Origin of the sequence: Streptomyces sp. NRRL B-3229 (assembly GCF_000719505.1) — a bacterium.
GTDB lineage: Bacteria > Actinomycetota > Actinomycetes > Streptomycetales > Streptomycetaceae > Streptomyces > Streptomyces griseorubiginosus.
Map to the genome: position 1 here is coordinate 18,100 of NZ_JOGP01000032.1, position 26,833 is coordinate 44,932.

The window sequence follows — 26,833 nt, forward strand, 5'->3', positions numbered from 1 at the left end:
TTGTGCCGCTTGTGCCGCTCGGACGGATTCGGACGGATTCGGACGGACTCACCCGGGCACGGAGGACCGCCGCAGCAGGGCGCACAACCGGTCGCGGTGCACGGCGGCGTCCCCCTGGAGCACGCTGTCGGCCCTGGCACGGCGCAGGTAGAGGTGGAGGTCGTGCTCCCAGGTGAACCCGATGCCGCCGTGTAACTGCAAGGCAAGCCCCGCCACTTCACCGGCGGCGGCGCAGATGTGGGAGGCGGCGGCACAGGCGGCGAGAGTCGCGTCGTGGGCGCCCGCGTCGGCGGCCATCGCCGCGTAGTAGGTGGCGGCGCGGGCACCGTGCACGAGCAGCGCCATGTCGGCGCACGCGTGCTTCACGGCCTGGAACGTCCCGATCGGCTTCCCGAACTGCACGCGGCTCCTGACGTGTTCGACGGTGAGTTCCAGCATGCGGTGCATCACTCCGAGCGCGTCCGCGCACCGCAGCACCGACGCCTCGTCGAGCAGACGCTGGATACCGTCCGGTGAACTGCCGATGCGGCGGTCGTGAGAGACGCGTACGCCCTCGCACCGGACCTCGTAGAAGGCGCGGGTCGTGTCGAGCACCTGCTGGCGCCGTACCGTGACACCGGTGGCGTCCCGGTCGACGAGGAACGACGCCGGGACACCGTCCTGCCGTGCCGTGAGGAGCAGCCAGCGGGCCCCGCCGGCGTCCTGGACGGCGGTCTTGAGGCCGTCGAGGACGATCACGTCACCCTCGCAGCGCGCGGTGGCACGCACGCCGTCGAGCGTCCACGGGGCGTGCGGTTCCGCGAACGCCCAGGCGGCCCAGACCGATCCGGCCGCGAGCGCCGGCAGCGCCTGGGCCCGCAGCACCGCTGATCCCGCGCCGGCGAGCGCCCGGCCCACCAGAGTCGTCGGTGCGAGGGGAACCCGTCCCAACGCGCGCCCGGTCTCCTCGGCGACGAGCGCGAGCTCCACCAGCCCCTGGCCCGTGCCCCCGTACTCCTCGGGCAGGCCCAGTCCGGACCAGCCGAGATCGGCGGTCAGCCGCCACAGCGCGGGCTCGACGTCCTCGTCGCGCTCGGCCCACACGCGCACGAGGTCCACCGGAGCCCGCTCCGAGAGCAGGGCGCGCGAGGCCTCACGCAGCAGGGCCTGTTCCTCGCTGAGCTCGAAGTCCACCTGTCACCACCCGGTCCACGTCCCTCGGCTGCTCAGCGCGCGGCCCAGCTGACCGTCTTGGTCTGGAGGTACTCGCTCAGTCCGAACTCGCCCCACTCCCGGCCCAGTCCGCTCTGCTTGTACCCGCCGAACGCGGCCCGTGGGTTCACTCCCGCGCTGCCGCCGTTGATCGTGACTCCGCCGGCCCGGATGCGGGACGCGAGGGAGTGGGCGGTCGTGGTGTCGGCGCTCCAGATGCCGCCGGACAGGCCGTACGGGCTGTCGTTGGCGATCCGCACCGCCTCCTCGTCGCTGCCGAACGGGATGACGACACCGACCGGCCCGAAGAACTCCGTCCGCGCGATGGTCATCGAGTTGTCGACGTCGAGGAACAGCGTGGGCTCCATGAAGTAGCCCTTGCCGAGACCTGCCGGACGCCTGCCTCCACAGGCCAGGCGTGCTCCCTCCTCCTCGCCGACGCGGATCAGCTTCTCGACCTTGTCGCGCTGCGCCTCGCTGATCAGCGGGCCCATGGTGGTCGTGGCGTCGGCGGGGTCGCCGACCCTCACTGCGGCGAGACCCGCGCCCAACAGGCCGACGAACTCGTCGTGGACGGACTCGTGCACGAGGGTCCGCGTCAGAAGTGAGCAGCCCTGCCCGGCGTGGGTCGTGATGCCCGCCAGCGAGGACCGGACGGCTCCGTCGAGATCGGCGTCGGCACGGACGATGTTGGCCGACTTGCCGCCGCATTCGAGGACGACCTTCTTCATGGAGGCCGCGGCCTGGGCGTAGACCGTACGCCCGACCGTGTCCGACCCGGTGAAGCTGACCAGGTCCACCAGCGGGTGCGTGGTCAGCTCCCGGCCGGCCTCCACACCACCGGTGACGATGTTCAGAACGCCCGGCGGCAGCCCGGCGGCGTCCGCGAAGTCGCCGAGCAGCAGGGACTCCAGGGGGGTCTGGGGGGCCGGCTTCAGTACGGCGGTGCAGCCCGCCGCGAGGGCCGGGATCGCCTTCATCATGCTGAGGAAGAAGGGGAAGTTGTACGCCGCGATCAGCGCGCACACTCCGAACGGCTCGCGGCGCACCATGCCTTGGGCGTTGCCGACACCCGGTGCGGCGGTGCCTTCCATCGGCCGCTCCCACGCGAAGGCAGGCATCACCCGCTCGGCCATGTCCCGCAGATGCGCGACCGGCACCAGGGTCTGCAACGTCTCCGCCAGGGGGCGGACCGATCCGGCCTCCGCCATGTTGACGGCGACGAGTTCGGGCAGCCGGCGCTCCATCTCCTCGGCCATGCGCAGCAGCACGGCGGCGCGTTCGGAGGGTTTCATACGCGGCCAGGGCCCCTCGTCGAAGGCCCTTCGCGCCGCCTCGACGGCCCGGCGCGCGTCGACGGGCGAGGCCTCGGGGACCTCGGCGATCGTTTCCTCCGTCGCCGGGTTGCGGACGACGATGCGCGCGTCCGAGGAGGCGTCGGTCCGGCGACCGTCGATGTAGAGCTGCGAAGAGAACGTGTACGACGTGGTCATGAGCCGTCTCCTGATCGCCTGCGGCACGTCGTCGTACCGTCAGAGATGGTCGCTTGCCCCATATTCAGTGTACTTAATATGGGCTCATTCGAAAGAGTCGGGGAAGGGCACGGAGTCGATGAGGGCGAGGCTCGCCCGTGCGTAGGCGGCGCGCCGCCGTGGGCTCACCATGAAGCTGGGCGGCGCGAAGTAGCCGACATCGCGGGGGAGGGAACCGGCGCGCTCGGCGAGAGCCCCGCGGGCGTCGGCGGTGGTTCCGCAGACGGCGATCTCCGTGAGCATCTCGTCGGTGACGGCCTCGGCCATGGCGTCGGTCTCGCCGGCCCGGAAGGCCGCCCGCAGCCGGGCCACCGGCTCCTCCCAGCCGTGATGGGCGACGAACGGGTCGTACGTCCTGACCGTGAGGTAGAAGGCGATCATCCGGCGAGCGTCGGCGACGGCGCGTTCGGGGGCGGTGTCGTCAACCGCCGTGATGACCCAGCCGTGTTCGAGAGGCCGTGCGCCCCGGTCGCTCTCCGGGGCGCCGCCCTCCTTCCTGCCGCGCTCGACGGACGGCCGCACCACGTCGTTCCACCAGGACCCGGTGAACAGGCCGTGCCCGATGACGCCGTCGGCGACCCGGCCCGCGGTGGCGGCCATCCGGGTGTTGAACGCGGCGAGCAGGACGGGGATCTCCAGCCTGCCGAGCACCGGGGCCCTCACGTCCGCGTCGAGCGAGTGGAACTGTCCGGAGTACCGGACCCGTTCGCCGTTCTCTGCGTGCAGCCAGGCGCGCACCGCGCCGACGGTCTCGGCGATCCGGGCCACGGGCCGTTCGGCGGGCGCGCCGAGCCAGTCCCGGTTGATCCGGTACGCCGCGGAGCCCAGGCCGAGGAAGAGCCGGCCGGGAGCCTGGGCGTGCAGCTGGCGCATCGCGGTCGCGTGCGCGTACGGGGTGCGGGCGAACGCGTAGGCGATGGCGGGGCCCGCCAGGGCGTGCTCGGTGTGGGCGACGACCTCGGCCACGGTGAGGTAGGCGTCGTGATCGGCGAACTCCCCGGCACAGAAGGCGCCGACACCCGCTTGCTCGGCCTCGCGCCCGACGTCGCGGCCGGGCCAGGGCATGCCGAACCGCATGAGAGCCTCCCGGATGTCTGCTGGTGAAAAAGTGCACTCAATTGCGGGGAGCGTACGGAAGTCTCAGCGGAGTGTCCACTGTCCCCGCGGTACCGCGGAGCGGTCCACCTCCGCCGTGCCGACGGGGTTGCCGAGCTGGGTGTACGACAAGCCCGTGCGCAGTGCCTGAGTACGGGTCGCGTCGAGCGACTCCCAGATCGCCCGGACCGTGCCCTGGACGGCGGCCGGCGGCTTGGCGGCGATGAGGCGCGCGATCCCGTCGGCGCGGTTCCAGAGGTCCTCGCGCGGGAGTACCTCGCTGACCAGGCCGATCTGCAGGGCGCGCGCGGCGGAGAGGCGTTCGTCCAGGCCGAGCAGTGCGATGCGCAGCGTCTCGCCGAGGGGAATGCGCCGGGCGAGGCCGATCGGTTCGAGGGCCGCGGTGAGTCCGTAGCTCACATGCGGGTCGAAGAACGTGGCGTCCTGCGAACAGATCAGGATGTCGGCCTCGTTGAGCCAGTAGAACGCGCCGCCCGCCGCCATGCCGTGCACCGCGCACACCAGCGGCTTCCACACCTGGTTCAGCTTCGGCGACAAGTACTGGCCCGGGTCGGTCTGCGACCAGACGTTGGGGTGCCGGTCGATGCCCTCCTTGACGTCCATGCCGGTGCAGAACGCGCGCTCACCCGCGCCGCGCAACACCACGACGCGCACGTCGTCGTCGGCCTTGACCGTGTCCCAGATGAGGGAGAAGTCCTCCAGCATTGGCTGGTTGAAGCTGTTCATGGCCTGCGGGCGGTCCAGCGTGATGGTGGCGACGTGGTCGCGCACCTCGAAGTGAACGGTCTTGAAGTCCATCGGCAACTCCGTTCGTCGTGGCAAAACAGTATACTTTTTAGGTGCGAACCTCATACCCTGACGCCAGTGGGTCGGACTCATCGGTGGAATGAGTGTGAGGAGTTGAGGCGATGCGCAGGCCGATGGAGGGCGTGCGGGTGCTCGAAGTCGCGCAGTTCACCTTCGTGCCGTCGGCGGGTGCCGTGCTCGCCGACTGGGGCGCCGACGTGATCAAGATCGAGCACGCCGAACACGGCGATGCCCAGCGCGGGTTGGTGCGGGTGCTCGGCTACGCGGCGACCAGCGAGGGCTCGTCCTTCTTCCCGATCATGGAGGGACCGAACCGCGGCAAACGCAGCGTCGGCCTCGCCCTGGAGAAGCCGGCGGCGCGCCGGGTCCTCGACGAACTGATCCGCGCCAGCGACGTGTTCCTCACCAACTTCCTGCCCGACGCACGGGCGAGGCTGCGCATCGATGTCGAGGACGTACGGGCGGTCAACCCGGACATCATCTATGTGCGCGGCAGCGGCTTCGGCCCGCGCGGCGCGGAGGCGGGCAAGGGCGGCTACGACAGCACGGCCTTCTGGGCCCGGGGGGGCAGCGCCGCCGGCGTCACTCCGCCCGACGCCGACCGCATGACCCGCATGCCCGCCGGCGCCTACGGCGACGCGATGGGCGGCATGACGATAGCCGGGGGCATCGCCGCCGCCCTCTACGCGCGCGCGACGACCGGCGAACCCTCCGTCGTGGACGTCTCCTTGCTCGGTGTCGGCGCGTGGGCGACACAGTTCACCGTCAACCTCGCGCTGATGACCGGCGGCCCCCTCCCGGTGAAGGTCCCCCCGAAGCACGGCTCGGCCACCAACCCCCTCATCGGGGCGTACCGCACCGCGGACGGCAGGTGGATCGAGCTGTCGATGCTCCAACCCGGCCGGTACTGGGCGGAGTTCTGCAAGCTCGCCGGCCGTGAGGAGCTGGCCGGCGACGAGCGGTTCGACAGCACCGAGAAGCTGATGGCCCACGCGTCCGAGGCCGCCGGGATCGTCGCCGCGCTGATCGCCAGCCGCCCCTTCGAGGAGTGGGCCGAGATCCTCTCCCGCGGAGAGGGCCAGTGGGCCGCCGTGCAGAACGCCTGGGAGGTCGGCCAGGACCCCTCCTTGCGGGCCAATGGACTCATCGCCCAGGTCGTCGACGCCGACGGCACCGATCGTGAACTCGTCGCCAGTCCGGTCCAGTTCGACGAGATCCCGGTAACCCTGACACGGGCACCCCAGTTCGCGGAGCACACCGACGAGGTACTGCGCTCACTCGGCCTCGGCGAGGACGAGCTCATCGCTCTCAAGATCGAGGGCGCGGTGACGTGACGGCCGGTACGGCGAAAGCCCGTACGACGAGAGGATCGGTGATGAGCACGACACTCGAGCCAGACGGCGCCCACGAGGGCGTGCCCGCCTACCACTACGACAACCGGCTCGGCGGCCCGCTCCTGAGCCATCAGCACCGCTGGGACGAGATCGCCCGCGACCACTCCGGGTTCCGGAGCACCGTCGCGCGCGGCTTCTGGGTGGTCACGGACGGCGCGGAGGTGCAGAAGGCACTCCAGGACTGGCGGACGTTCTCCAGCACGTCGGTGACAGTCCTTGAACCGGACCCGCAGTTCCTGTGGATCCCGGAGATGCTCGACCCGCCCGTGCACACCGTGTGGCGGCGCCTGCTGGGTCAGTACTTCTCTCCCAAGGCCGTCGCCGGCCGCGAGCCGGAGATCCGGCAGATCGCCGCCGAGCTGATCGACGGCCTGAAGAAGGAGGACGGAGCCGACGTCCTTGACGGGTTCGCCCGCCGGTTCCCCACCCGGGTCTTCATGCGCCTGATGGGCCTGCCGGAGGAGGACCTGTCCACCTTCCTCGACTGGGTGCACGAGCTGCTGCACCTGTCCTACGACGAAGACCCGGACGCCTCCCGCCAGTTGAGTGCGATGCGGGCCGTGTCCGAGTACTTCACCGAACAGATCACCATGCGGCGCGAGACCCCCCGCGACGACCTGCTCTCCCAGGCCATGACCTGGACGATCGACGGAGAGCCGGTGAGCGACCGGGACATGCACGCGTTCTGCGTGCTGATGTTCCAGGCCGGCTTCGACACGGTCCCGATCGCCATCGGCTGGGCGCTTTACCACTTCGCGGCCCATCCCGAACAGCGCGCGGCGCTCGTCGCCGACCCGGCACTCGTCGCCACGGCCGTCGAAGAGACCCTGCGCGTCTACTCCTTCGTCGTCCCGGCACGCAAGGCGACCCGGGACGTGGAGGTCGGCGGCTGCCCGGTCAAGGCGGGGGAGATGGTGATGCTGCCGCTCGCGGTGACCAACCGCGACCCCGAGCGGTACGAGAACCCCCTGGAGATCGACCTGTCCCGGGGTGCCACCAACCACGTCGCCTTCGGCTCCGGCCCGCACCGCTGCCTGGGCTCGCACCTCGCCCGCCTCGAACTCAACGTGGCACTCGAGGAATGGCACCGACGGATCCCCGACTACCGGATCGCTCCCGGCCAGGACCTCTGGCAGCACGGCAACATGTACGGCATCAAGTCGCTCCGCCTCGCCTGGTGACGGACGTGTCCCTGACCCTCACCGTCGAGCAGGAACAACTCCGCGCGACAGTACGCCGTTTCCTCGCCGACAAGGCACCGAGCACGGCCGTACGCCACTGGATGGAGTCCGACGAGCGCCACGACCCGGCGCTGTGGCGGCAGATGGCCAGCCAACTCGGGCTCCACGGCGTGGCGTTGCCCGAGGAGTACGGCGGTTCGGGCGGCGGACCGGTCGAGCTGGGCCTCGTACTGGAGGAGACGGGCCGCGCACTGCTGCCCTCGCCCTACTTCGCCACCGTCGCGCTCGCCGGCCAGGCGCTCACTGCCTGCGACGACGACACCGCGAAGGCACGCTGGCTGCCGTCGATCGCCGACGGCACACTGACGGCCACGCTCGCGCTCGCCGAGGAGAGCGCCATGTGGCGGCCGGAGGAAGCCCGGACCACGGCGACGCGCGGCGACGGCGGCTGGACACTGTCCGGCACCAAGATGTTCGTCGTCGACGGGGACAGCGCCGACCTGCTCCTGGTCGTGGCCCGGCCCGCGGACACGGAAACCGGGCTCTTCGCGGTGACCGGCGACGCCCCCGGCGTCATCCGCACCCGGCTTCACCCCCTCGACCCCACGCGCCGCCTCGCGCGGATCGACCTCGACCACGCACCGGCGCTACGGGTCGGCTGCGACGAGAACACGCTGCGCACCGTGCTCGACCTCGCCGTGGTGGCGCTGGCCGCCGAGCAGGTCGGCGGGGCACAGGCCTGCCTGGACGCGGCGGTGGAACACGCCAAGGCAAGGGTCCAGTTCGGCCGCCCCATCGGGTCCTTCCAGGCGGTCAAGCACAAGTGCGCCGACATGCTGCTCAGGGTCGAGGCCGCCCGGTCGGCGGCGTACCACGCGGTGTCCGTCGCGGCGCACGGGCCGGCCGGGCTGCCGGAGGCCGCCGCACTCGCCGGGGCCACCTGCGCCGACGCCTTCACCCACACCGCCAAGGAGAACATCCAGATCCACGGCGGCCTCGGCTACACGTGGGAGCACGACGCCCACCTGTACCTCAAGCGCGCCAAGTCGTCCGAGCATCTCTTCGGCAGCCCGGCACTGCACCGCGCCCGACTCGCCGACCTCGTCGGGATATGACGCACCGAAAGGCTGATCACGTGGGAATTCGCGACCGCCTGACCAGGCTGCTCGCCGAGGCACCGGCCGACGCCGAGGCGATCGAGCACCAGGGGAACTGGTGGGCCTGGGGCCAGGTCCGGGCCACCGCGCGCGGTGTGGACGAGACGCTCACCGCAGCCGGCCTGCACACCGGCGCCCGGGTCGGCGTCGTACTGGAGAACCGTCCGGAGCACATCGCCGTCGTCGCCGCCGTGATCGCCTCGGGGCGCTGCCTGGTCATGCTCAGCCCACTTCAGCCCGCCGCACGGCTCGCCGCGGACATCTCCCACTGCGTCCCGCCCGTCGTTGTGTGCGGGACCGAGGTCCTCGCGCGCGCAGGCATCCTCGACGCCGTGACCGCGCACGGCGGCCTGGCACTCGAACTCGCCGCCCACGGCACGGTGCGTGCCGTGGGCGGGTGCGCACCCACGAAGGCGGCGGCCAACCCCGGTGTGGCCGTCGAGATGCTCACCTCCGGCACCACCGGCCCGCCCAAACGCGTACACCTGCGGATCGGCCAGCTGGACCAGGCGCTTGTCTCCGGCGGGCAGACCCCGAAGGGGGACAGACTGCTCTCGCCGTCGGCGTCGCTCGTGGCCACGCCACTCGTGCACATCGGCGGACTGTGGCGGGCGCTCGCCTGCCTGGCCACCGGCCGCCGTATGATCCTCCTTCCCAGGTTCACCGTCGATGAATGGGTGAGCGCCGTCGAACGGCACCGACTGCGTGCGGCGAACCTGGTGCCCGCGGCGATCCGCGCCGTACTCGACGCGGAGGTGCCCAAGGCACGGTTGTCCGGCCTTCAGGTGGTCACCTCCGGTACGGCCCCCTGCCCGCCGGAACTCGCCGACGCGTTCTTCCACACCTACGGCATCCCCGTCCTCGTGACCTACGGCGCCACCGAGTTCGCCGGAGCCGTCGCCGGCTGGACGCTGGACCTGCACCGCCGATGGTGGGACCGCAAGGCGGGCAGCGCCGGACGCGCCTTCCCCGGCGTCGAGTTGCGAGTGACCGGCGAGAACGGCGCCGAGCTGCCGGTCGGCAGGACCGGCCGCCTGGAGGTACGTACCGAACAGAGCACACGGGGCGGTGGCGCATGGGTGCGGACCAGTGACCTGGCCCGTATCGACGCCGACCGCTTCGTGTGGATCGACGGCCGCGCCGATGACGCCATCATCCGCGGCGGCTTCAAGATCCAGCCGGAGACGGTCAAACGCGTCCTGGAAACCCACCCGGCCGTACGGGAGGCGGCCGTGACCGGGCTCCTGGACCCACGGCTCGGCGAGGTGCCGGTCGCCGCGGTCGAGGTCGAGCCCGGCCGGACCGAACCGCAGACCGCCGAACTGGTGGCCTTGTGCCGAACCGAACTCACCCCCTACGAGGTGCCCGCGTACATCCTCGTCCTCGCCGCACTGCCCCGCACCCCGTCGAGCAAGGTGAGCCGGGTGGACCTCCTGGACCTCGTCGAAGCCTCGCGTGCCAGGGAGGAACTGCGATGACTACCGCCGAGCGGTTCGGCGTACTGACCGATGAGGCCGTGGCACGCTCGCGCCGCCGCCTCGGCATCCCCCAGCCCCAGCGCAACCCGCCGCACAACTACGAGGTGACCTGGGACGGAGTCCGCCACTTCGCGTACGGCTACGGCGACGACAACCCCTTGTACTGCGACCCGGAGTACGCGGCCGCGACCCGCTGGGGTTCTCTCGTCGCGCCCCCCACCTTCCTCTACACGATGGGGGAGGACGCCGCGCCGGAGCCGGACCAGGAGACCAAGGCGCTCCTGAGGAAAGACCCCTTCGCCGGGCTGGGCTCCTACCAGGCGGCGATGGAGTACGAGTGGTGGCGGCCCCTCCAACTGGGAGACCGCTGCCGGGTGTTGCAGACCCAGGTGGGAGTCCGGCTCAAGCCCAGCAGCTTCGGCGGGCGCACCGCTCACGTCGTCCGCGACTACCTCTACGCCAACGGCCGCGGCGAGATGTGCGCCCTGCGCCGCGGCACCTGGATCAACGCCGAACGCCACACGTCGAAGCGGCGCGCCAAGGAACAGTACGAGCAACAGCCCTACACACCCGAGCAGTTGGCCGAGATCGACGCGGCGTACGTGGCCGAGTCCCGGCGCGGCGCCGAGCCCCGCTACTGGGAGGACGTCGAGGTCGGCGACGAACTGCAACCCCGGGTGAAGGGGCCCCTGACCGTCACCGACGTGGTCGTCTGGCATCTGGGCTGGGGCATGCAGCTCACGCCACCGGGGACCTTCGGTATCGCCGCGCGTGTCCGGCGCAAGGCCCCGGGCCTCTACCCGCCCAACGCGCTGAACGTCCCGGACACCGTGCAGCGCCTGCACTGGGAGCCCGAACGGGCCCGCGAACTCGGCCTGCCGAACCCCTACGACTACGGTGGCATGCGCGAGACCTGGCTCTGCCACCTGCTCACCGACTGGATCGGCGACGACGGCTGGCTGTGGCGACTGCGCTGCGAACACCGCAAGTTCAACTATCTCGGCGACACCACCTGGGTACGCGGCACGGTCGTCGACAAACGCCTGACGGACGGGCGCGCCGAGGTGCACCTCGACGTGCGCTGCGAGAACCAGCGGGGCGAGGCCACCACGCCCGGGACGGCCGTCGTCCTGCTGCCGACCCGGGACCGGGCCGTGGAACCGCCCGAGCCGCCCGCCGACGACCTCGACGGCATGGTCGCCCACGAGCTGGCCCGGTTCGCCGTCGATCCGGAAGCCGGCCACACCACTTGAGGAGGCCCGAGTGTCTGACGAGGTGCTCGTGGAGCGCCGCGGCGCCGTCCAGATCGTCACGATCAACCGCCCGGCGGTGAAGAACGCCCTGGACGCCAGGACAGCCGCCGCGGTGGCGGCCGCGGTCGATGAACTCGACGCGTTGGACGAGCTGCGGGCCGGGGTGCTCACGGGCGCGGGCGGCACGTTCTCGGCGGGCATGGACCTTAAGGCGTTCCTGCGGGGCGAGACCCCCTCGATCGAGGGCCGGGGCCTGTGCGGGATCACCGTCACGCCCCCGCGTAAACCGCTGATCGCCGCGGTGGAGGGCTGGGCACTGGCCGCCGGACTCGAACTGCTGCTGGCCTGTGACCTCGTCGTCGCGTCGCGCACCGCGCGGTTCGGCGTGCCGGAGGTCAAGCGGTCGCTTGTCGCCCGCCAGGGCGGGGCGCTCAAGCTCCCGCGCCGCATCCCGTACGCCGTGGCGCTGGAACTGCTGCTCACCGGCGACCCGATCACCGCCGTACGGGCGGCCGAGGTCGGCCTCGTCAACCGGCTCACCGACGAAGGCGGGGCCCTCGCGGGCGCGCTGGAACTCGCCGGGGCGATCGCGGCGAACGGCCCGCTCGCGGTCGAGGCGACCAAGCGCATCGCCCGCTCCGCCGCCGACTGGAGCCTGGAGGAGGGGTGGGCGAGCCAGTTCGAGATCGCCGCGCCGGTCTTCCGGTCCGAGGACGCGAGGGAAGGGGCCGCCGCGTTCGCCGAGAAGCGGACGCCGGTCTGGAAGGGACAGTGACGTCGGAATGACTTCAGGACCGTTGGCCGGCTGCCGGGTCGTCGAGCTCGGCGGTATCGGCCCGGCGCCGTTCGCGGGCATGTTCCTGGCCGACCTCGGGGCGGAGGTGGTCCGCGTGGACCGGCCCGAGCGCGCGCAGGAGCCGGACGCGGGAGGCCCCGCCGATGTCCTCAACCGCGGGAAACGCTCGGTCGCCCTCGACCTGAAGCACCCCTCCGGCACCGCCGCCCTGCTCCACCTCATCGAGCGCTCCGACGTGTTGATCGAGGGCTTCCGCCCCGGTGTGACCGAACGCCTGGGCATCGGCCCGCACGACTGCCTGGCCCGCAACCCGCGCCTTGTGTACGGCCGTATGACCGGCTGGGGCCAGAACGGGCCGCTGTCCGCCTCGGCCGGACACGACATCACCTACATAGCCACGACCGGTGCTCTGGGCTCCATCGGCGCCGCGGGCGGACCGCCGCAGATCCCGCTCAACCTCGTCGGCGACTTCGGGGGCGGCGGCTGCTACCTGGTGATCGGCGTGCTGGCCGCCCTCCACGCCGTGGGCCGGACCGGCCGCGGGCAGGTCGTGGACGCGGCCATCGTGGACGGCACCGCGCACCTCCTCGCCAGCACCTTCGGCAAGCTCGGGCGCGGTGCGTGGACCGACGAGCGCGGAGTCAACCGGTTCGACGGCGGATGGCCGTTCTACGCCGTCTACGCGACCAGGGACGGCCGGCACATGGCGGTGGGCGCGCTGGAGCCGAAGTTCTACCGGCGACTGGTCGACCTGCTCGAACTCGGCGTCGATCCCGCCCGGCAGCACGACCGGTCGACCTGGCCCGAGCTGCGGCACCTGCTGGAGAAGCGGTTCGCGGAGCGCACCCGGGACGAGTGGACGGCACTCTTCGACGGCACCGACGCCTGCGTCGCACCCGTCCTCGGCCTCGCCGAGGCCGCGGCCCACCCCCACCTGGCCGCTCGCGGCAGCCTGACCGTCCGGGACGGCGTCGTCCAGCCGGCCGCGGCGCCCCGCTTCTCGGCGACGCCGTCGAGCCCCGGCGGCACCCCGCCCGCGGTGGGCGCGGACACACGCGCCGTCTTCCGGGACTGGCGGGTCGGGGACATCGACGAGCTGCTGGACGCCGGGGCCGCCATGCAACTCCCCGACTGAGAACCCACCGAGAGGACCGCCATGCGAGACGCAGTCATCGTCGACGCCGTACGCACCCCCATCGGAAAACGCAACGGCACACTGGCCGGCGTGCACGCGGCCGACCTGTCGGCGCACGTGCTCCGTGCCCTGGTCGAGCGCACGGGCGTGGACCCCGGCACCATCGACGACGTGGTCTGGGGCTGTGTGACCCAGATCGGCGACCAGTCGAGCAACATCGGCAGGATCGCCGTGCTCGCGGCGGGCTGGCCCGAACACGTCCCCGGAGTGACCGTCAACCGGGCCTGCGGCTCCAGCCAGCAGGCCGTCGACTCCGCCGCCCACGCCGTGATGGCGGGGCAGTACGACCTCGTCGTCGCCGGCGGGGTGGAGACCATGAGCAGGGTCCCGCTCGGCGCCCACCGAACCACCGGCCGGCCGTACGGCCCCACCGTCCTGGCCCGCTACGGCGGTGTCGAGTTCAACCAGGGCGTCGGAGCCGAACTCATTGCCGAACGCTGGGGGTTCAGCCGTACCCGACTCGACGAGTACGCGGCGGATTCCCACGCGAAAGCCGCCGCGGCGATCGACGCGGGAGTCTTCGACGACCACCTCGTCCCCGTCGAGGTCGACGGCACCAAATTCACCACGGACGAAGGACTGCGCCGAGGCAGCTCGGCCGAGAAGTTGGCGGCCCTCAAACCGTCGTTCAAGGAGGACGGCGTGATCCACGCCGGGAACGCCTCCCAGATCTCCGACGGCGCCGCCGCCCTGCTCATCACGACCCCGGAACGGGCCCGCGACCTGGGCCTCACCCCCGTCGCGCGCTATCACAGCGGCGCGGTCAGCGGCGCCGACCCGGTCCTGATGCTCACCGGCCCGATCCCCGCGACGCAGAAGGTCCTCCAGCGATCCGGCCTGTCGATCGACGACATCGGCGTCTACGAGGTCAACGAGGCGTTCGCACCGGTGCCGCTGGCCTGGCTCGCCGAGACCGGAGCGGACCCCGAGCGGCTCAACCCGCTCGGCGGAGCCATCGCCGTAGGGCATCCTCTCGGCGCCTCGGGGGCCATCCTGATGACCCGCCTCCTGGCCCGCATGCGGAGCGAGAACCTGCGCTACGGACTCCAGACGATGTGCGAGGGCGGCGGCACCGCGAACGCCACGATCATCGAGCTCCTGGCATGACCGCGGTCACCCGCCCCCTGCCTCAACCCACGCTCGCCAGCGCCGAGTTCTGGCGTTCAGGCACCGACGGCGTGCTGCGGATCACCCATTGCGCCGACTGCGACCGCCACTTCCACCCGCCGCTGCCGCTGTGCCCGTCCTGCCGCAGCCGCGCGGTGGCTCTCGATGCCGTCTCGGGGAAGGCGGTGGTGGTCGGCTTCAGCGTCAGCCACCAGCCGTGGCTGCCGGCCTTCCCCCCGCCGTACGTCGTTGCGGTGGTCGCGCTCGCGGAGGACGACCGGGCCCGGCTGACGACCAACGTCGTCGGCTGCGAGCCCGACGAGGTGCGCGTCGGCATGCGGGTCCGCGTCCGCTTCGAGCACCACGGGGACGTGCACCTCCCCGTCTTCGAGCCGGACCCGGAGAGCGAGGCCGCCGAGGGCCCCGCCCGCCTGCCCGAACCGCGCGACGTCCGCACCGCGCTGCGTCCCATGGCGTCCCCGCGCAAGTACGAGGACCGGGTCGCGCTGACCGGCGTGGGCCAGTCCCGCGTCGGCCGACGCCTGATGACGGACCCCCTCTCCCTCACGGTCGACGCCTGCCTGGCCGCGCTGGCCGACGCGGGACTCGACCCCGACGACATCGACGGGCTGTCCACCTATCCAGGCCCGGACCTCGACGGCATGACCGAAGGCGGTGTCACCGCCCTGACCGAGGCCCTCCAACTCCGCCCCACCTGGATCAACGGGGGACGCGAGGTACCGGGCCAGATCGGCTCGATCACCGCCGCCATGCTGGCGGTCGCCGCCGGCCTCTGCCGGCATGTGCTGTGCTTCCGTACGGTCTGGGAGTCCTCCCACGCCGCCCTGGTCCGTTCGGGACAGTGGCGGACCGCCGCCGGCCGCGCCACCGGCATGACGGAGTTCCGCGCCCCTTTCGGTGCCGTGTCGCCCGCGCAGTGGATCGGCTGCAACGCCTCGCACTACATGCACCGCTACGGCGTCGGCCGTGAGGCCCTCGGCGCCATCGCCGTCACCGCACGCGCGGGCGCGGCCCGCAACCCCGAAGCCCTGCACCGCGACCCGATGACCCTCGACGACTACTTCAACGCCCGCGTGATCACCACGCCGTTCGGGCTCTACGACTGCGACGTCCCCTGCGACGGCGCGGTGGCCGTCGTCGTGTCGGCGATCGAGACGACGTACGACCGCCCCCGGCCGCCCGTCCTGGTGGAGGCCGTGGGCACGGCGATCCTCGAACGCCTGAGCTGGGACCAGGACACGCTGACCCACCTGCCCCAGTCCCTGGGGCCCTCCGCGCACCTGTGGACCCGCACCGACCTGACTCCCTCCGACGTCGACGTGGCCCTCCTCTACGACGGCTTCACCTTCAACGCCCTGTCCTGGATCGAGGGCCTCGGCTTCTGCGGCCCGGGCGAGGCGACCGACTTCATCGCCGGCGGCAAGACCATCGCCCTCACCGGCGACCTGCCACTGAACCCACACGGCGGCCAGCTCTCGGCAGGCCGCCTGCACGGCTACGGCTTCGTACGGGAGGCGATACTGCAACTACGCGGCGAGGCAGGGGGACGTCAGGTCGAGGGCGCCGGGGTGGCGGTGGTGACGGCGGGCGGGGGAGTGCCGTCGGGAGCGATGCTTCTGAGAAGCGCCAGGTGAAGCGTCTCAGTACTCCAGCAGCGGTTCACTATCCGGCCTGACCTGGTTGGAGGTGTCGCCGGGAGTGCAGTCGGCGGTGAGACGGGGGGGCCTCTATGTCTTTCGTCAAGCGAGGTGTGGGGTTCGGGGTTCGTAGAAGGTTCCGTCGCGGAGCATGGCGAATAGGACGTTGATCCGTTGTCTGGCGAGGCGGAGGAGGGCCTGGGTGTGGGTTTTGCCTCTGGCCCGGCAGCGGTCCTAGTAGCTGCGCGAGGCGGGATCGTGGAGGGCGGCGAACGCGGAGAGGAACATCGCGCGTTTGAGCTGTCGGTTCCCGCCTCGCGGAGCATGTTCGCCGTGGATCGAGGTCCCCGACTGCCGGGTGGTGGGGGCGAGGCCGGCGTAGGAGGCCAGGTGGGCGGCGCTGGGGAACGAGTTGCCGTCGCCGACGGTGGCCAGGAGGACTGCGGCGGTCCTGACGCCGATGCCGGGCATCGAGGTCAGGACCTGGGAAAGAGGGTGGGCCTCCAGCAGGGCTTCGATCTGGGCCTCCAGTGCCCGGCGTTGTTCGTGGACGGCGGCCAGTGACTTGGCCAGCGACGGCATGATCACGTCGAGGGTGTTGGTGCCGGGGACGACCACGGTCTGTTCGTCGAAGATGTCGTCGATGAGCCGCTGAGCCATGCGGGGCGCTTTGGGCCGGACGACCTCGACGAGTTTGCGGCGGCCGGCCTTGCGTAGGGCGGCCGGGGATCCGTAGCGCTCCAGGAGCCAGGTGATGGCGGGGTGGTCCAGGCGGGGGCCCAGGACGCGTTCGAGGCTGGGATGAAACTGGGTGAGCAGGCCGCGGATGCGGTTGGACGTGCGGTTGGCCTCCTCGGCCAGGTCCTGGTCGAAGCCGACCAGCATGGTCAGCTCGGCGGTGATCTCGTCGGCCAGTTCGAGGGAGCGCAGGGTGTGGGGCATGGTGCGGGCGGCGTCCGCGATGACGGCCGCGTCGCGGGCGTCGGTCTTGGCCTCACCCGGGTAGAGGTCGGCGATCCGGCTCATCACGAGCCCGGGCAGGTAGGCGACCTTGCAGCCGGCGTCACGGGCGACGGTCAGCGGCAGGGCGCCGATCGAGGCGGGCTGGTCCACGACCACCAGGACGGTGCCGAACTTGGCCATGAGCTTGTCGAAGACGGCCCGCAACTGCGGTTCGCCGTTCGGCAGGGCCTTGTCGAAGACCTTCTTCCCGGCCGGGGTGAGTCCATGGCCGTGGTGGTTGCTCTTGCCGACGTCCAGGCCGAGGAAGACGCCCGTCTCGTCGATGTCGATCACCGTGCCCCCACATGCGTCGATGCCGTGCCGGCCTTGGTGCCGGGGCCGTTCGCGCGCATCCACGTTATGCAGACCTGCCGCCCGCAAGTGGCCCGGCATTGCGCCGGGCCGGGCGGTGGCCGGACCTCTGATCAGCGTCTCCGACGGCACCCCTCGGGCCCGGCGACACCACCCCCCAGGTCATCCACTCGACAGGGGGGCAACAGTCATACCGGGCCCGGAGGCCAGCGGCCCTCTTGCAGGACCGCGAAGAAGATAACGGGGGGCGGTCCTGGCGGACCGCTCCCCGTTTCGGACGCCCGCAGACGCCAGACGCCTGATCCGGCACCGGAGCTCTACCGCGGCAAACCCAAGCCCCGCTCCGCGATCTGCGTCCGCAAGACCTCGTTCGCCCCACCGGCGATCGTGTAAGCCCGCGAATAGAGATGCGCGTCCTGCCACCACCCCTGTGCGACCACTCCCTCGTCCCCCTCGGAGAGCAACCCGTCCGTCCCCTGCAACCGCAGCCCGAACTCCACCAGATCGTGGTTCAGTTCGCTGAAGAACACCTTCCCCAGCAGCGCATCGGCGGTCCCCTCGCCACCTGCCAGCATCCGGGACTGAGCCATCGAGACCATCGCCGCGTTCACATGCACCCGCGCCGCGAGTTCCCCGACCTCCTGCCGGGTCGCCGAGTCGTCGAGCACCGGCTCCGCCAGCCGCAGCAGGTCGTCCAGAACGGCGAACAACTCCACGCCCCGCGCCGCCACCCCGGACCGCTCGCGCCCGAGGCTGCTCATCGCCACCCGCCAGCCGTCATCGACGCGACCGATCACCTGCGAGGCCGGAACGCGCACACCGTCCAAGAAGACCTCGTTGAAGTCGCTGGTTCCGGTGATCTCGCGCAACGGCCGTACCTCTACCCCCGGACTCCGCATGTCCAGGGCGAACGCGGTGATGCCCTTGTGCTTGGGAGCGTCGGGGTCGGTGCGCGCGAGAAGGTATCCCATGTCGGCATGCTGACCGTTCGTGGTCCACACCTTCTGCCCGTCGACGACGAAATCGGCGCCCTGCCGCCGTGCTCGGGTCCGCAGCGCGGCCAGGTCACTGCCCGCATCCGGCTCGCTGAACAACTGACACCACACGTCCTCACACGCCCGGATACGCGGAAGGAAGCGCGCGCGCTGCTCCTCCGTGCCGAACTCGATCAGGGCTGCCGAGGCCAGCGAGGCCGCCCCCACGGGCGGCCAGGTGCGGGCGCGGGCGATCTCCTCGGCGACGACGAAGGGTTCGAGCGGATGGGCGTCGGGCCGGCCGCCGTACTCGGCCGGCCAGTCGATACCGAGGAAGCCGGCCTCGTACAGCTTGGCGGTCCACTCCCTGATCGCCGGCATGAGGCCGGGCTCGGGCGCGCGTACTCCGCTGTGGGCCTTGACGCCGGGCGCGTGCTCCGCGACGAAGGCGCGCACCTTCCTTCGGAAGGCGTCGAGCTCGGGCGTGGACTCCAGTCGCATGGATGGGGCTCCTTGTCCTCGTACGGAGAGGCGCCTTGAAGAATTGAGGATACTCTAAATGCGGTGGAGGCGGTGAACGACAGGTCCCCGCGGGGGTGCCCCGTAGACTGGGGACCCGCAATACGTCCAGAGGAGTTGGCCCATGGCGACCACTGTCGACCGCGAGTCGGATGCCCCGGTCGGCAAGCTCGCCGCGCAGACCGCGCAGCGCATCGAGGCGGACGTCATCCGGCAGGGCTGGCCCGTCGGCCAGTCGCTGGGCTCCGAGGTCGACCTTCGCGAGCGTCTGGGCGTGAGCCGTGCGGTGCTGCGCGAGGCCGTACGGCTGGTCGAGCACCACCAGGTCGCCCGGATGCGGCGCGGCCCGAACGGCGGACTGATCGTCTGCGCGCCGAACGCGGGACCGGCGACCCGGGCCGTGGTGATCTACCTGGAGTACGTCGGCACGAGCATCACGGACCTGCTCCAGGCCCGCCTCCTGCTCGAACCCATCGCCGCAGGACTGGCCGCGGACCGCATCACCGAGGACGGCATCGGCACGCTCCGCGCCACCCTCGACGACGAACACGCCCACTGGGACGAGTTGGGCGCCCACTCCCAGGACCCGCTGCATCCGGTGCTCGGACAGTTGTCCGGGAACCCGGTGCTGCACCTGTTCATCGACGTGCTCACCCGCCTGACCGCCCGGTACGCGCACACCTCCCGCCGGATCTCCAAGGCCGAGCTGCACACGGCGAAGGACACCTCGCACCGCGAGCACCGCGCCGTCGTCGACGCCGTGATCGCCGGTGACGGCGCCCGCGCGCAGACCGCGCTGGCCGCACACCTGGAGTCGGTGGCCGCCTGGATCGAGAAGCACCGGGTGCGGCGCGGGCCGCGGATCGCCGGGCAGGTGGTCGAGCCCGAACTGGTCGAGGGGCCGCGGGCCAAGCTCGCCGAAGTGGTCGCCGCCCGCATCCACGACGACATCGCCGCGCGCGGCTGGCAGATCGGCATGGTGCTCGGCTCGGAGACCGATCTGCTCGCCCGCTACGGAATCAGCCGCGCCGTCCTGCGCGAAGCCGTCCGTCTCCTCGAATACCACTCGGTGGCCCGGATGCGCCGCGGCCCCGGCGGCGGCCTGGTCGTCGCGGAACCCGAACCGCAGGCCAGCATCGACACGATGGCGCTCTTCCTGGAGTACCAGGGCGTCACGGCCGACGATCTGCGGATCGTCCGGGGCGCCATCGAACTCGGCGGTGTCGCCCGGGTCACCGCCCGGCATGCCGAGGGCGACGAGCAGGTGGCCGAACGCCTGGCCAAGGCCGTGCGATGGACGACCGAGGGACCGCCCGAAGACCCGCGCAAGGCCGACCTGTTCCACTCCGAACTGGCCCGCCTGGCCCACAATCCGGTGCTGTCCCTGTTCCTGTCCATCATCACAGAGCTGTTCCGTCGGCACGCGGCCGGCCACGACCGGCCGCTGCCCGGCGACACGGCGGCCGAAGAGGTCGAGCATGTGCACCAGCGCATCCTCGACGCGATCCTCCAGGGGGATACCGGGGTCGCACAGCACCGCATGCGACGCCATTTGGATGCACTCATTCCCTGGTGGCATTGACAATTCCTCCCCTCGGGCGTGCCCGGGAGGATAATTGCGTATACTGAATAGGCTCATCAGTATCGTCACGGCCCGATGAGGCGTCGTGTGAGGAGTTGGGCCATGCGCATAGACGGTTCATCGGCACTGGTCACGGGCGGCGCCTCGGGACTGGGACTCGCCACCGCGCGCCGGATCATCGAACGCGGCGGCCGCGTCGTCATCGCCGACCTCTCCGAGGAACAGGGCACCAAGGCCGTCGCCGACCTCGGCGACGCGGCCCGGTTCGTCCGCGCGGACATCACCGACGAAGTCGCGGTCACCGAAGCCCTCGACACCGCCGAGCGGCACGGACCCCTGCACTTCGTCGTGCACTGCGCGGGCCGCGGCGGCGACCGCACCCGCATCATCGACCGCGACCGCACACCCGGCGAACTGGCCACCTTCGCCGAGGTCGTACGCGTCAACCTGATCGGTACGTACAACGTGCTGCGCCTGGCCGCGGCCCGCCTGGCCGGCAACGACGTCGTCGACGGCGACTGCGGCGCCGTGGTGCTCACCGCATCGGTCGCGGCCTTCGACGGCCAGATAGGCCAGACCTCCTACACCGCCGCCAAGGCCGGCGTGCACGGCATGACCCTGGTCGCCGCCCGCGACCTGGCGAGCTGGCGGATCCGCGTGAACACCATCGCCCCCGGCATCATGGACACCCCCATGCTCGGCCGCCTCCGCGAGGACATCCGCGAGGGCCTCGCCACCTCCGTCCCGCACCCCAAACGGCTGGGCGATCCGGACGACTTCGCCCGCCTGGCCGTCGAGATGCTGGAGAACCCCTACCTCAACGGCCAGACCGTTCGCCTCGACGGCGCGATCCGCATGGCTCCGCGATGACGCGGGACTCCGGGACGGACGAGGAGTTCCGCACCCGCCTGCGCGCCTTCCTGGCCGAACACCACCCCGGCCGCCGCCCCGAGGGCCGGGCCGAGCGCCTCGCGTGGCAGAAGAAGTGGCTGGCCACCCTGTACGACTCCGGCTACGCGGGCCCGAGCTGGCCGCGCGAGTACGGCGGCATGGACCTGCCCTTCACCCGCCAGGTGATCTACCAGGAGGAGTACGCGCGAGCCAGAGTGCCCGGCCCCCTGGGCACCGGACTCGGCATCGCGGCCCCCACCCTGATCAAGTACGGCACACCCGAGCAGAAGAACCGCTTCCTGCGACCCATGCTGCGCGGCGACACGGTCTGGGCCCAGGGCTACTCCGAACCGGAGGCCGGCTCGGACCTGCCCGCCCTGCGCACGACGGCACACAGAGCGGCCGACGGCTCCGAGTACGTGGTCAACGGACAGAAGGTGTGGACCAGTTCGGCCGACATCGCCGACATCCTCTTCACCCTGGTCCGCACCGGGCCGCCCGGATCGCGCCAGGAAGGAATCAGCTACCTCCTCGTCGACGCATACGCCCCGGGCGTCACCGTACGGCCACTGCGGGACCTGACCGGCGACGCCCACTTCTGCGAGATCTTCTTCGACGACGTACGCGTGCCGGTCGACCACAGGATCGGTGAGGAGAACGGCGGCTGGCCCCTGGTACGGACGAGCCTCGGGCACGAGCGTGCTGCGGGTGCGATGAACCAGGCCGCGCTGTACCGGCGGATCCTGGACGAGTTGATCGAGCTGGCGCGGGAGCGGGGGGCCACGAAGGATCCGCTGGTGCGCGACCGGCTCGCGGACTTCGAGATGCGGGTGTCGGTCATGCGCCTCACCGGCATGCGCACGATCGCCGACATCACCGCCAAGGGCGAGCCGGGCCCGGCGTCCTCGACGTCCAGGCTGTACATCGTCGCCTTCGAACAGGACCTGCACGAGTTCGCCCTCGACATGCTGGGCGCGTACGGCGTCCTCGACCGCCGCGACCCGCACGCCGTACAGCGCGGGCGCTGGGTGTGGGGCTTCCTGCGCACCAGGGCCTCCACGATCGGCGCGGGCACCGCGGAGATCCAGCGCAACACCGTCGCGGAGCAGGTCCTCGGCCTGCCCCGCGACCCGGCGATGCCGTGAAGACCCAGAACGCCCCTCAGAACGCGGGCGGTTGGGGCCGCCGCTTGACGTACCCGCCGGCATCGACACGCATCTGCATGCCGGTGACGTACCGGGACTCCTCGGAGACCAGGAACAGGACGGTGTCGGCGATGTCCTCGGGCTCGACGTAGGGGATGCCGAACCCGGTCATCGCGGGGAAGGCGGACAGGGCGTCCTCGCGGGTCGGCTCCTCCAGATCGGGCCGGAACGTGCGGTACATGACGTCGCTGTTGAGCATGTCCGTGTTGCAGTTGCTGGGGTGTACCGCGTTGACCCGGATCTGCCGGGGCGCCAGCACGATCGCCAAGTCATGGACGAAGGCGGCCACTTGGCGCTTGGCGAACGAATAGCCCAGCCCACCCGGCCCGAGCGCGGGATTGTCGGTCGTCGCCGGGACCAGGCCGGCGAACGACCCGGTCGCCACGATCGCGGCCCCGTCGGGCAGATGAGGCAGGGCGGCGTCGACGGTGTGCACGACCCCGTTGAAGTCGACCGTGACCGCGTCGAGGAACGCCTGGGCACTCCTCTCGCCCCCGATCGGGCAGATACCCGCCTGTGCGACGACCGCGTCGAGCCGCCCCAGCTCGGCCACGCCTTCGTCCACCGCCGCCCGCAGCGCCGCGGGATCCCGTACGTCGGCCCTGCGCGCGACGACCCGCCGCCCGAGCTTCTCCACCCGGCGCACGGTCTCGTCCAGGTTCTCCCGGGTGGCCAGCGGATAGCCGTTGGTGGCGATGTCCTCGCAGATGTCGACGGCGATGACGTCGGCACCCTCGGCGGCGAGCCGGAGCGCGTGGGCCCGGCCCTGTCCCCGAGCGGCTCCGGTGATGACGACGACCTTGTCCTGCACGCGACCCATGGGGTCTCCTTCCGCTGTAGGCCCAATAAAGAGTAGCCTCAATACTGGCGAGTGGAACCGGGCCTGCCTCCATGATCCGTGCTGATCCGCCGACTTCGACGGTCCGCTTCCGCTGAGTGAGATGCGATCAGTGCACACAATGCGCTCACTGCTAGAGAGTCTGCGAGACCTAGGGAGCATCAGGATGCCGTTGCAGCCGTGGATGAAGTTGCTGTCGACCGACGACCATCTGATCGAGCCTCCGCGTCTGTGGGCGGACCGCCTGCCGGCGAAGTACCAGGGGGCCGGACCGCGCATCGTGGAGCAGCCGCGCGGCGACGGGCAGGCGCCCGCCGAGGTGTGGCTCTACGAGGACCGGATCTACCCCTACATCGGCCTGAACGCGGTCGCGGGCAGGGAGCCCCAGGAGTTCGGCCTGGAGCCGACCCGCTACGACGAGATGATCCCGGGCTGCTACGACCCGAAGGCCCGGATCCGTGACATGGACCTGGACGGAGTCTGGGGGGCCCTGTGCTTCCCGTCCTTCCCGGGGTTCTCGGGCCATGTGTTCATGGAGGGCACGGACCGCACCCTGGCGCTGCTGTGCGTCCAGGCGTGGAACGACTTCGTGCTGGACGAGTGGTGCGCCACCGCGCCGGGCCGGCTCATCCCCCTGGTCATCCTGCCGCTGTGGGACGTCCGGGCGTGTGTCGCCGAGATCCGCCGGACCACCGCCAAGGGCGCCAAGGCGATCTCCTTCCCGGAGAACCCCGCCCCGCGCGGACTGCCGTCCTTCCACACCGACCACTGGGACCCCGTGCTCTCGGCGGCCGAGGAGACCGGGATGCCCCTGTGCCTGCACTTCGGCACCTCGGGCAGGCCCCCGCAGACCGCTCCCGAGGCCCCGTTCGCAGTGACGACCGCCCTGTTCGGCTGCAACGCCATGTACGCCACCGCCGACCTGCTGTTCTCTCCGGTGCTCCACAAACACCCCGAGCTCAAGATCGGCCTCTCCGAGGGCGGCATCGGCTGGATGCCGTACCTGCTGGAACGTATCGACGGCACCTGGGAACGGCACCGCTTCTACCAGAACGTCAACCAGAGCGTGCGGCCCTCGGACCTCTTCCGCCGCAACTTCCACGGCTGCTTCATCGACGACCGGTTCGGCGTGGAGGTGCGCCACCACGTCGGCGTCGACCGCATCACCTGGGAGTGCGACTACCCGCACTCCGACTCGTACTGGCCCAAGAGCCGCGCCTACGCGGCGGAGGTCCTCGCCGACGTACCGGACGAAGAGGTGCACAAGATCGTGGAGCTGAACACCCGCCGTCTCTACAACATCCCGGCATGAGCAGGCGCCCCGAGTCCGAGCGGTCCGACTGGACCGACCTGGGCCTGCTCACCCGGGAGGAGGCCCACGGCAGGCTCCAGGACAAGATCGCCGAGACCGCCGCGCGTCTGGCCGGACTCGCGGCCGACGCCGAGCAGACGGAGCGGGACCTCTTGGAGGCCCGGCTCAGCGCCCTGCGCGAGGCCGCCGAGGACCTGACCGGCAAGCCGGCGGACTGAGGTGACCGTGACCGGCAATGACCGCGCCCGCCTCAACCCCGGCACGACGGTCGGCTTCGTAGGCGCCGGACGCATAGGGGAGCCGATGGTGGAGCGGCTGCTGACGGCCGGTCACCACGTCCGCCTCTACGCACGCCGGGCGGACATCGGAGCCCGGCTCTCGGCGGCGGGCGCCGAACTCGTTGACACCGTCGCCGGCATCGCCGCCTCCGACGTCGTCGTCAGCTGCCTGTACAGCGACGCCCAGATCATCGACGTACTGCCCGAGGCTGTCGCGGCCATGGACCCGCGCACGGTGCTCGTCTCCCACACGACCGGCACACCCGAGACGCTCACCCGACTGGACCCACGCCACGCGGCCGTCGTCGACGCGCCGTTCAGTGGCACGCCCGAGACGGTGCGCGCCGGCTGTCTGGTGGTGTACGCCGGCGGGGAACCCGAGCACGTGGCGACGGCGCGCCGCGTCATGGCCGCCTATGCCGATCCCGTGATCGCGACGGGCCCACCCGGTTCGGCGCTGCACGTCAAGCTGCTCAACAACCTGCTGTTCGCCGCGGTCTCCCAGGTGACGCTGGCCGGGCTGGAAGCCGGTCGGAAGCTGGGCATCGAGGAGAGCGCCTTGCTGGAAGCCCTTGCGGTCGGCAGCGGCGGAAGCACCGCGGGGCGGCACATCGCCGCCCGCGGCGGGTCCGAAGCCTTCGCCGCCGCGGTCACGCCGTATCTGCGCAAGGACCTGTCGGCCTGCACGTCGCTCGCGGGCGTCGACTGGTCGGCGCTGCTGGCCACGGCGCACAACGGTCCCCTGCGCCTCACCGAGCAACCCCCACCTGGAACGGAGCGGTTGGATGAAGATCACCATTGACACGTCGATGTGCTCCGGGCACGCACGCTGCGCGGCGGCGGCCCCGGAGGTCTTCCGGCTCGACGACGACGGCTACGCCCTGCCGTACGAAGGGGAGCTCCCGGAGAGCCTGCACGAAGAGGCCCGCTCCGGCGAACGCACCTGCCCGGAGCGGGCCATCAGGATCGAGTGACCTCACTCACCCCGCCGGCTGGGGCGGCGGGGTGAACCGGTGTCCCCAGAAGGCGCCGTCGGTGATCTCGTAGACCGGTACCGGCTCGGGGACCTGGAGGCCGTTCCAGCCGAACTCCACGGCATAGTTCTCCGGCGACCAGACGTAGAACGACACCATGTGGTCGTTGGTGTGCTTGCCGAGCGAGTGCATCATCGGGACCTCGTACTTGTGGGCCCGGTCCAGGGCGAGCCCGACGTCGTCCAGGGTCGCCGCCTCGACCATGAAGTGCATCAGGCGGCCGGGGCCGGGCATCGGCGTGACGCCGAGCGTGTGGTGGCGCGGATTGCACCCCATGAACCAGGTCGTGCCGCCGGGGGAGCGCATCGTGTTCCGCTCCATGAAGCCCAGGGTGTGCACGTAGAAGTCGAAGGTGGCCCGCGCGTCCTCGGCGGAGACGATTGCATGGCCCATGCCCATGCCACCGGTGACGAACCGGGAGACCAGCGGGGTGCGCACGGGCACGTGGTCGAGGACGGTGCCGTAGAACAGCTCGACCGGGTTGGCGCCCGGGTCGTGGAACCGGACGAAGCCGGTGACGTGCCGCTGCGCGCACTCGGCCTCGGTGCCGGCGCTCACCTTGATACCGGTCTTCTCCACGGCCGCGGCCAGTCGTGTCAGCTCGCGCTCGTCGAGGACCTCCAAGCCGAGCGCCGTCATCCGGTCCTGCGCGCCGGGAGCCACCGCGATACGGGCCGGGTAGTCGTCCATGCGGTAGTACAGCGAGTCCGCGTCCGGGCCCTCGACGGGCATCAGCCCGAGGAAGTCCGTACCGAAGAGCCGCCACTTGTCCAGGTCGGTGGATTCCAGCCGCAGGTACCCGAGCGAGTGCACACCCATCCGAATCTCTCCCATCACGGTGGTCGGTCATGGCCGCGGCGGTCCCCCTCCCGCGCCATCGCGACGGTAGCCAGCTGACCGCGCCCGCCTGCGGCAACGGTCCCACTGATTGGGAGAGGGACGAGGGGCTCGCTCCTACTGGGTGGGACGGCGATCGGCGTCGGCCCACGGCACGCGGCAGCATCGGCTCGGCAGGTGCCGA

General features: G+C 71.2%; 23 protein-coding genes and 1 pseudogene. 16 read left to right on the forward strand and 8 right to left on the reverse strand.

What is annotated here, in order from left to right:
• Window positions 1-48 precede the first annotated feature (48 nt).
• The 4 genes from IF54_RS0135270 to IF54_RS0135285 form a co-directional block, all read right to left on the reverse strand.
• The gene (locus IF54_RS0135270) at window positions 49-1,173 is read right to left on the reverse strand and encodes an acyl-CoA dehydrogenase family protein (RefSeq protein ID WP_030326364.1); all 1,125 of its coding nucleotides are present in this window, start codon (window positions 1,171-1,173) and stop codon (window positions 49-51) included.
• Between the two features lie 32 nt (window positions 1,174-1,205).
• Entirely contained in the window at window positions 1,206-2,684 is a 1,479-nt protein-coding gene (locus IF54_RS0135275; protein WP_030326365.1) for an aldehyde dehydrogenase family protein, read from the reverse strand.
• Between the two features lie 84 nt (window positions 2,685-2,768).
• A complete protein-coding gene (locus IF54_RS0135280) occupies window positions 2,769-3,800 on the reverse strand; it encodes an LLM class flavin-dependent oxidoreductase (protein WP_030326366.1) in 1,032 nt (343 codons plus the stop codon).
• A 63-nt stretch (window positions 3,801-3,863) separates the two neighbouring features.
• Entirely contained in the window at window positions 3,864-4,637 is a 774-nt protein-coding gene (locus IF54_RS0135285) for an enoyl-CoA hydratase/isomerase family protein (protein ID WP_030326369.1), read from the reverse strand.
• 110 nt (window positions 4,638-4,747) lie between these two features.
• Between IF54_RS0135285 and IF54_RS0135290 the strand changes: the two genes are divergently transcribed.
• Genes IF54_RS0135290 through IF54_RS0135330 form a run of 9 tightly spaced genes read left to right on the forward strand, consistent with a single transcriptional unit; the run spans window position 4,748 to window position 15,862 of the window.
• Complete coding sequence (locus IF54_RS0135290) at window positions 4,748-5,980, forward strand: CaiB/BaiF CoA transferase family protein (RefSeq protein WP_030326371.1); 1,233 nt, start codon at window positions 4,748-4,750, stop codon at window positions 5,978-5,980.
• Window positions 5,981-6,021: 41 nt separating this feature from the next.
• On the forward strand, window positions 6,022-7,221 hold the full coding sequence (locus tag IF54_RS0135295) for a cytochrome P450 (RefSeq protein ID WP_030326373.1): 1,200 nt from the start codon (window positions 6,022-6,024) through the stop codon (window positions 7,219-7,221).
• Between the two features lie 5 nt (window positions 7,222-7,226).
• Window positions 7,227-8,336 carry an acyl-CoA dehydrogenase family protein gene (locus IF54_RS0135300; RefSeq protein WP_030326374.1) on the forward strand — a complete coding sequence of 370 codons (1,110 nt, stop codon included), beginning with the start codon at window positions 7,227-7,229 and terminating at the stop codon, window positions 8,334-8,336.
• Window positions 8,337-8,356: 20 nt separating this feature from the next.
• Window positions 8,357-9,856, forward strand: a complete 1,500-nt coding sequence (locus IF54_RS0135305; protein ID WP_030326377.1) for a class I adenylate-forming enzyme family protein — start codon at window positions 8,357-8,359, stop codon at window positions 9,854-9,856.
• Entirely contained in the window at window positions 9,853-11,109 is a 1,257-nt protein-coding gene (locus IF54_RS0135310) for an FAS1-like dehydratase domain-containing protein (RefSeq protein ID WP_030326379.1), read from the forward strand. Before IF54_RS0135305 ends, IF54_RS0135310 begins: the two co-directional genes overlap by 4 nt.
• Window positions 11,110-11,119: 10 nt before the next feature.
• Complete coding sequence (locus IF54_RS0135315; protein ID WP_030326381.1) at window positions 11,120-11,884, forward strand: crotonase/enoyl-CoA hydratase family protein; 765 nt, start codon at window positions 11,120-11,122, stop codon at window positions 11,882-11,884.
• 7 nt (window positions 11,885-11,891) lie between these two features.
• Window positions 11,892-13,040: a CaiB/BaiF CoA transferase family protein gene (locus IF54_RS0135320; protein WP_030326382.1), complete on the forward strand. Its 1,149-nt coding sequence runs from the start codon at window positions 11,892-11,894 to the stop codon at window positions 13,038-13,040.
• Between the two features lie 21 nt (window positions 13,041-13,061).
• Window positions 13,062-14,207: a thiolase family protein gene (locus tag IF54_RS0135325; protein ID WP_030326384.1), complete on the forward strand. Its 1,146-nt coding sequence runs from the start codon at window positions 13,062-13,064 to the stop codon at window positions 14,205-14,207.
• Entirely contained in the window at window positions 14,204-15,862 is a 1,659-nt protein-coding gene (locus IF54_RS0135330) for a thiolase C-terminal domain-containing protein (protein WP_030326386.1), read from the forward strand. The genes IF54_RS0135325 and IF54_RS0135330 overlap by 4 nt, the downstream gene beginning before the upstream one ends.
• 105 nt (window positions 15,863-15,967) lie before the next feature.
• Here the strand turns inward: IF54_RS0135330 and IF54_RS40000 are convergent.
• Both IF54_RS40000 and IF54_RS0135340 read right to left on the reverse strand, forming a co-directional pair.
• Window positions 15,968-17,161: pseudogene (locus IF54_RS40000) on the reverse strand (IS110 family transposase).
• Window positions 17,162-17,496: 335 nt separating this feature from the next.
• Window positions 17,497-18,654, reverse strand: coding sequence for an acyl-CoA dehydrogenase family protein (locus IF54_RS0135340; protein WP_030326388.1), 1,158 nt, complete (start codon window positions 18,652-18,654; stop codon window positions 17,497-17,499).
• 142 nt (window positions 18,655-18,796) lie between these two features.
• Here IF54_RS0135340 and IF54_RS0135345 point away from each other — a divergent pair, with 142 nt between their 5' ends.
• From IF54_RS0135345 to IF54_RS0135355, 3 genes are all read left to right on the forward strand, one after another.
• A complete protein-coding gene (locus IF54_RS0135345; RefSeq protein WP_030326390.1) occupies window positions 18,797-20,254 on the forward strand; it encodes a FadR/GntR family transcriptional regulator in 1,458 nt (485 codons plus the stop codon).
• Between the two features lie 102 nt (window positions 20,255-20,356).
• A complete protein-coding gene (locus IF54_RS0135350) occupies window positions 20,357-21,124 on the forward strand; it encodes an SDR family NAD(P)-dependent oxidoreductase (protein WP_030326392.1) in 768 nt (255 codons plus the stop codon).
• A complete protein-coding gene (locus IF54_RS0135355) occupies window positions 21,121-22,290 on the forward strand; it encodes an acyl-CoA dehydrogenase family protein (protein ID WP_030326393.1) in 1,170 nt (389 codons plus the stop codon). The genes IF54_RS0135350 and IF54_RS0135355 overlap by 4 nt, the downstream gene beginning before the upstream one ends.
• A 16-nt stretch (window positions 22,291-22,306) precedes the next feature.
• On the opposite strand, the gene IF54_RS0135360 is transcribed toward IF54_RS0135355, so the two are convergent.
• Window positions 22,307-23,170, reverse strand: coding sequence for a mycofactocin-coupled SDR family oxidoreductase (locus tag IF54_RS0135360; protein ID WP_030326395.1), 864 nt, complete (start codon window positions 23,168-23,170; stop codon window positions 22,307-22,309).
• 184 nt (window positions 23,171-23,354) lie between these two features.
• On the opposite strand from IF54_RS0135360, the gene IF54_RS0135365 reads away from it, so the two are divergent.
• From IF54_RS0135365 to IF54_RS0135380, 4 genes are read left to right on the forward strand one after another with little or no spacing between them, the layout of a single operon-like run.
• Window positions 23,355-24,500, forward strand: a complete 1,146-nt coding sequence (locus IF54_RS0135365) for an amidohydrolase family protein (protein ID WP_030326397.1) — start codon at window positions 23,355-23,357, stop codon at window positions 24,498-24,500.
• On the forward strand, window positions 24,497-24,718 hold the full coding sequence (locus IF54_RS0135370; RefSeq protein WP_030326399.1) for a hypothetical protein: 222 nt from the start codon (window positions 24,497-24,499) through the stop codon (window positions 24,716-24,718). The genes IF54_RS0135365 and IF54_RS0135370 overlap by 4 nt, the downstream gene beginning before the upstream one ends.
• 7 nt (window positions 24,719-24,725) lie before the next feature.
• Window positions 24,726-25,580: an NAD(P)-dependent oxidoreductase gene (locus IF54_RS0135375; protein ID WP_078852222.1), complete on the forward strand. Its 855-nt coding sequence runs from the start codon at window positions 24,726-24,728 to the stop codon at window positions 25,578-25,580.
• Window positions 25,564-25,752: a ferredoxin gene (locus IF54_RS0135380; protein WP_030326403.1), complete on the forward strand. Its 189-nt coding sequence runs from the start codon at window positions 25,564-25,566 to the stop codon at window positions 25,750-25,752. The genes IF54_RS0135375 and IF54_RS0135380 overlap by 17 nt, the downstream gene beginning before the upstream one ends.
• 6 nt (window positions 25,753-25,758) lie before the next feature.
• On the opposite strand, the gene IF54_RS0135385 is transcribed toward IF54_RS0135380, so the two are convergent.
• Window positions 25,759-26,631, reverse strand: coding sequence for a VOC family protein (locus IF54_RS0135385; RefSeq protein ID WP_030326404.1), 873 nt, complete (start codon window positions 26,629-26,631; stop codon window positions 25,759-25,761).
• Between the last annotated feature and the right edge of the window lie 202 nt (window positions 26,632-26,833).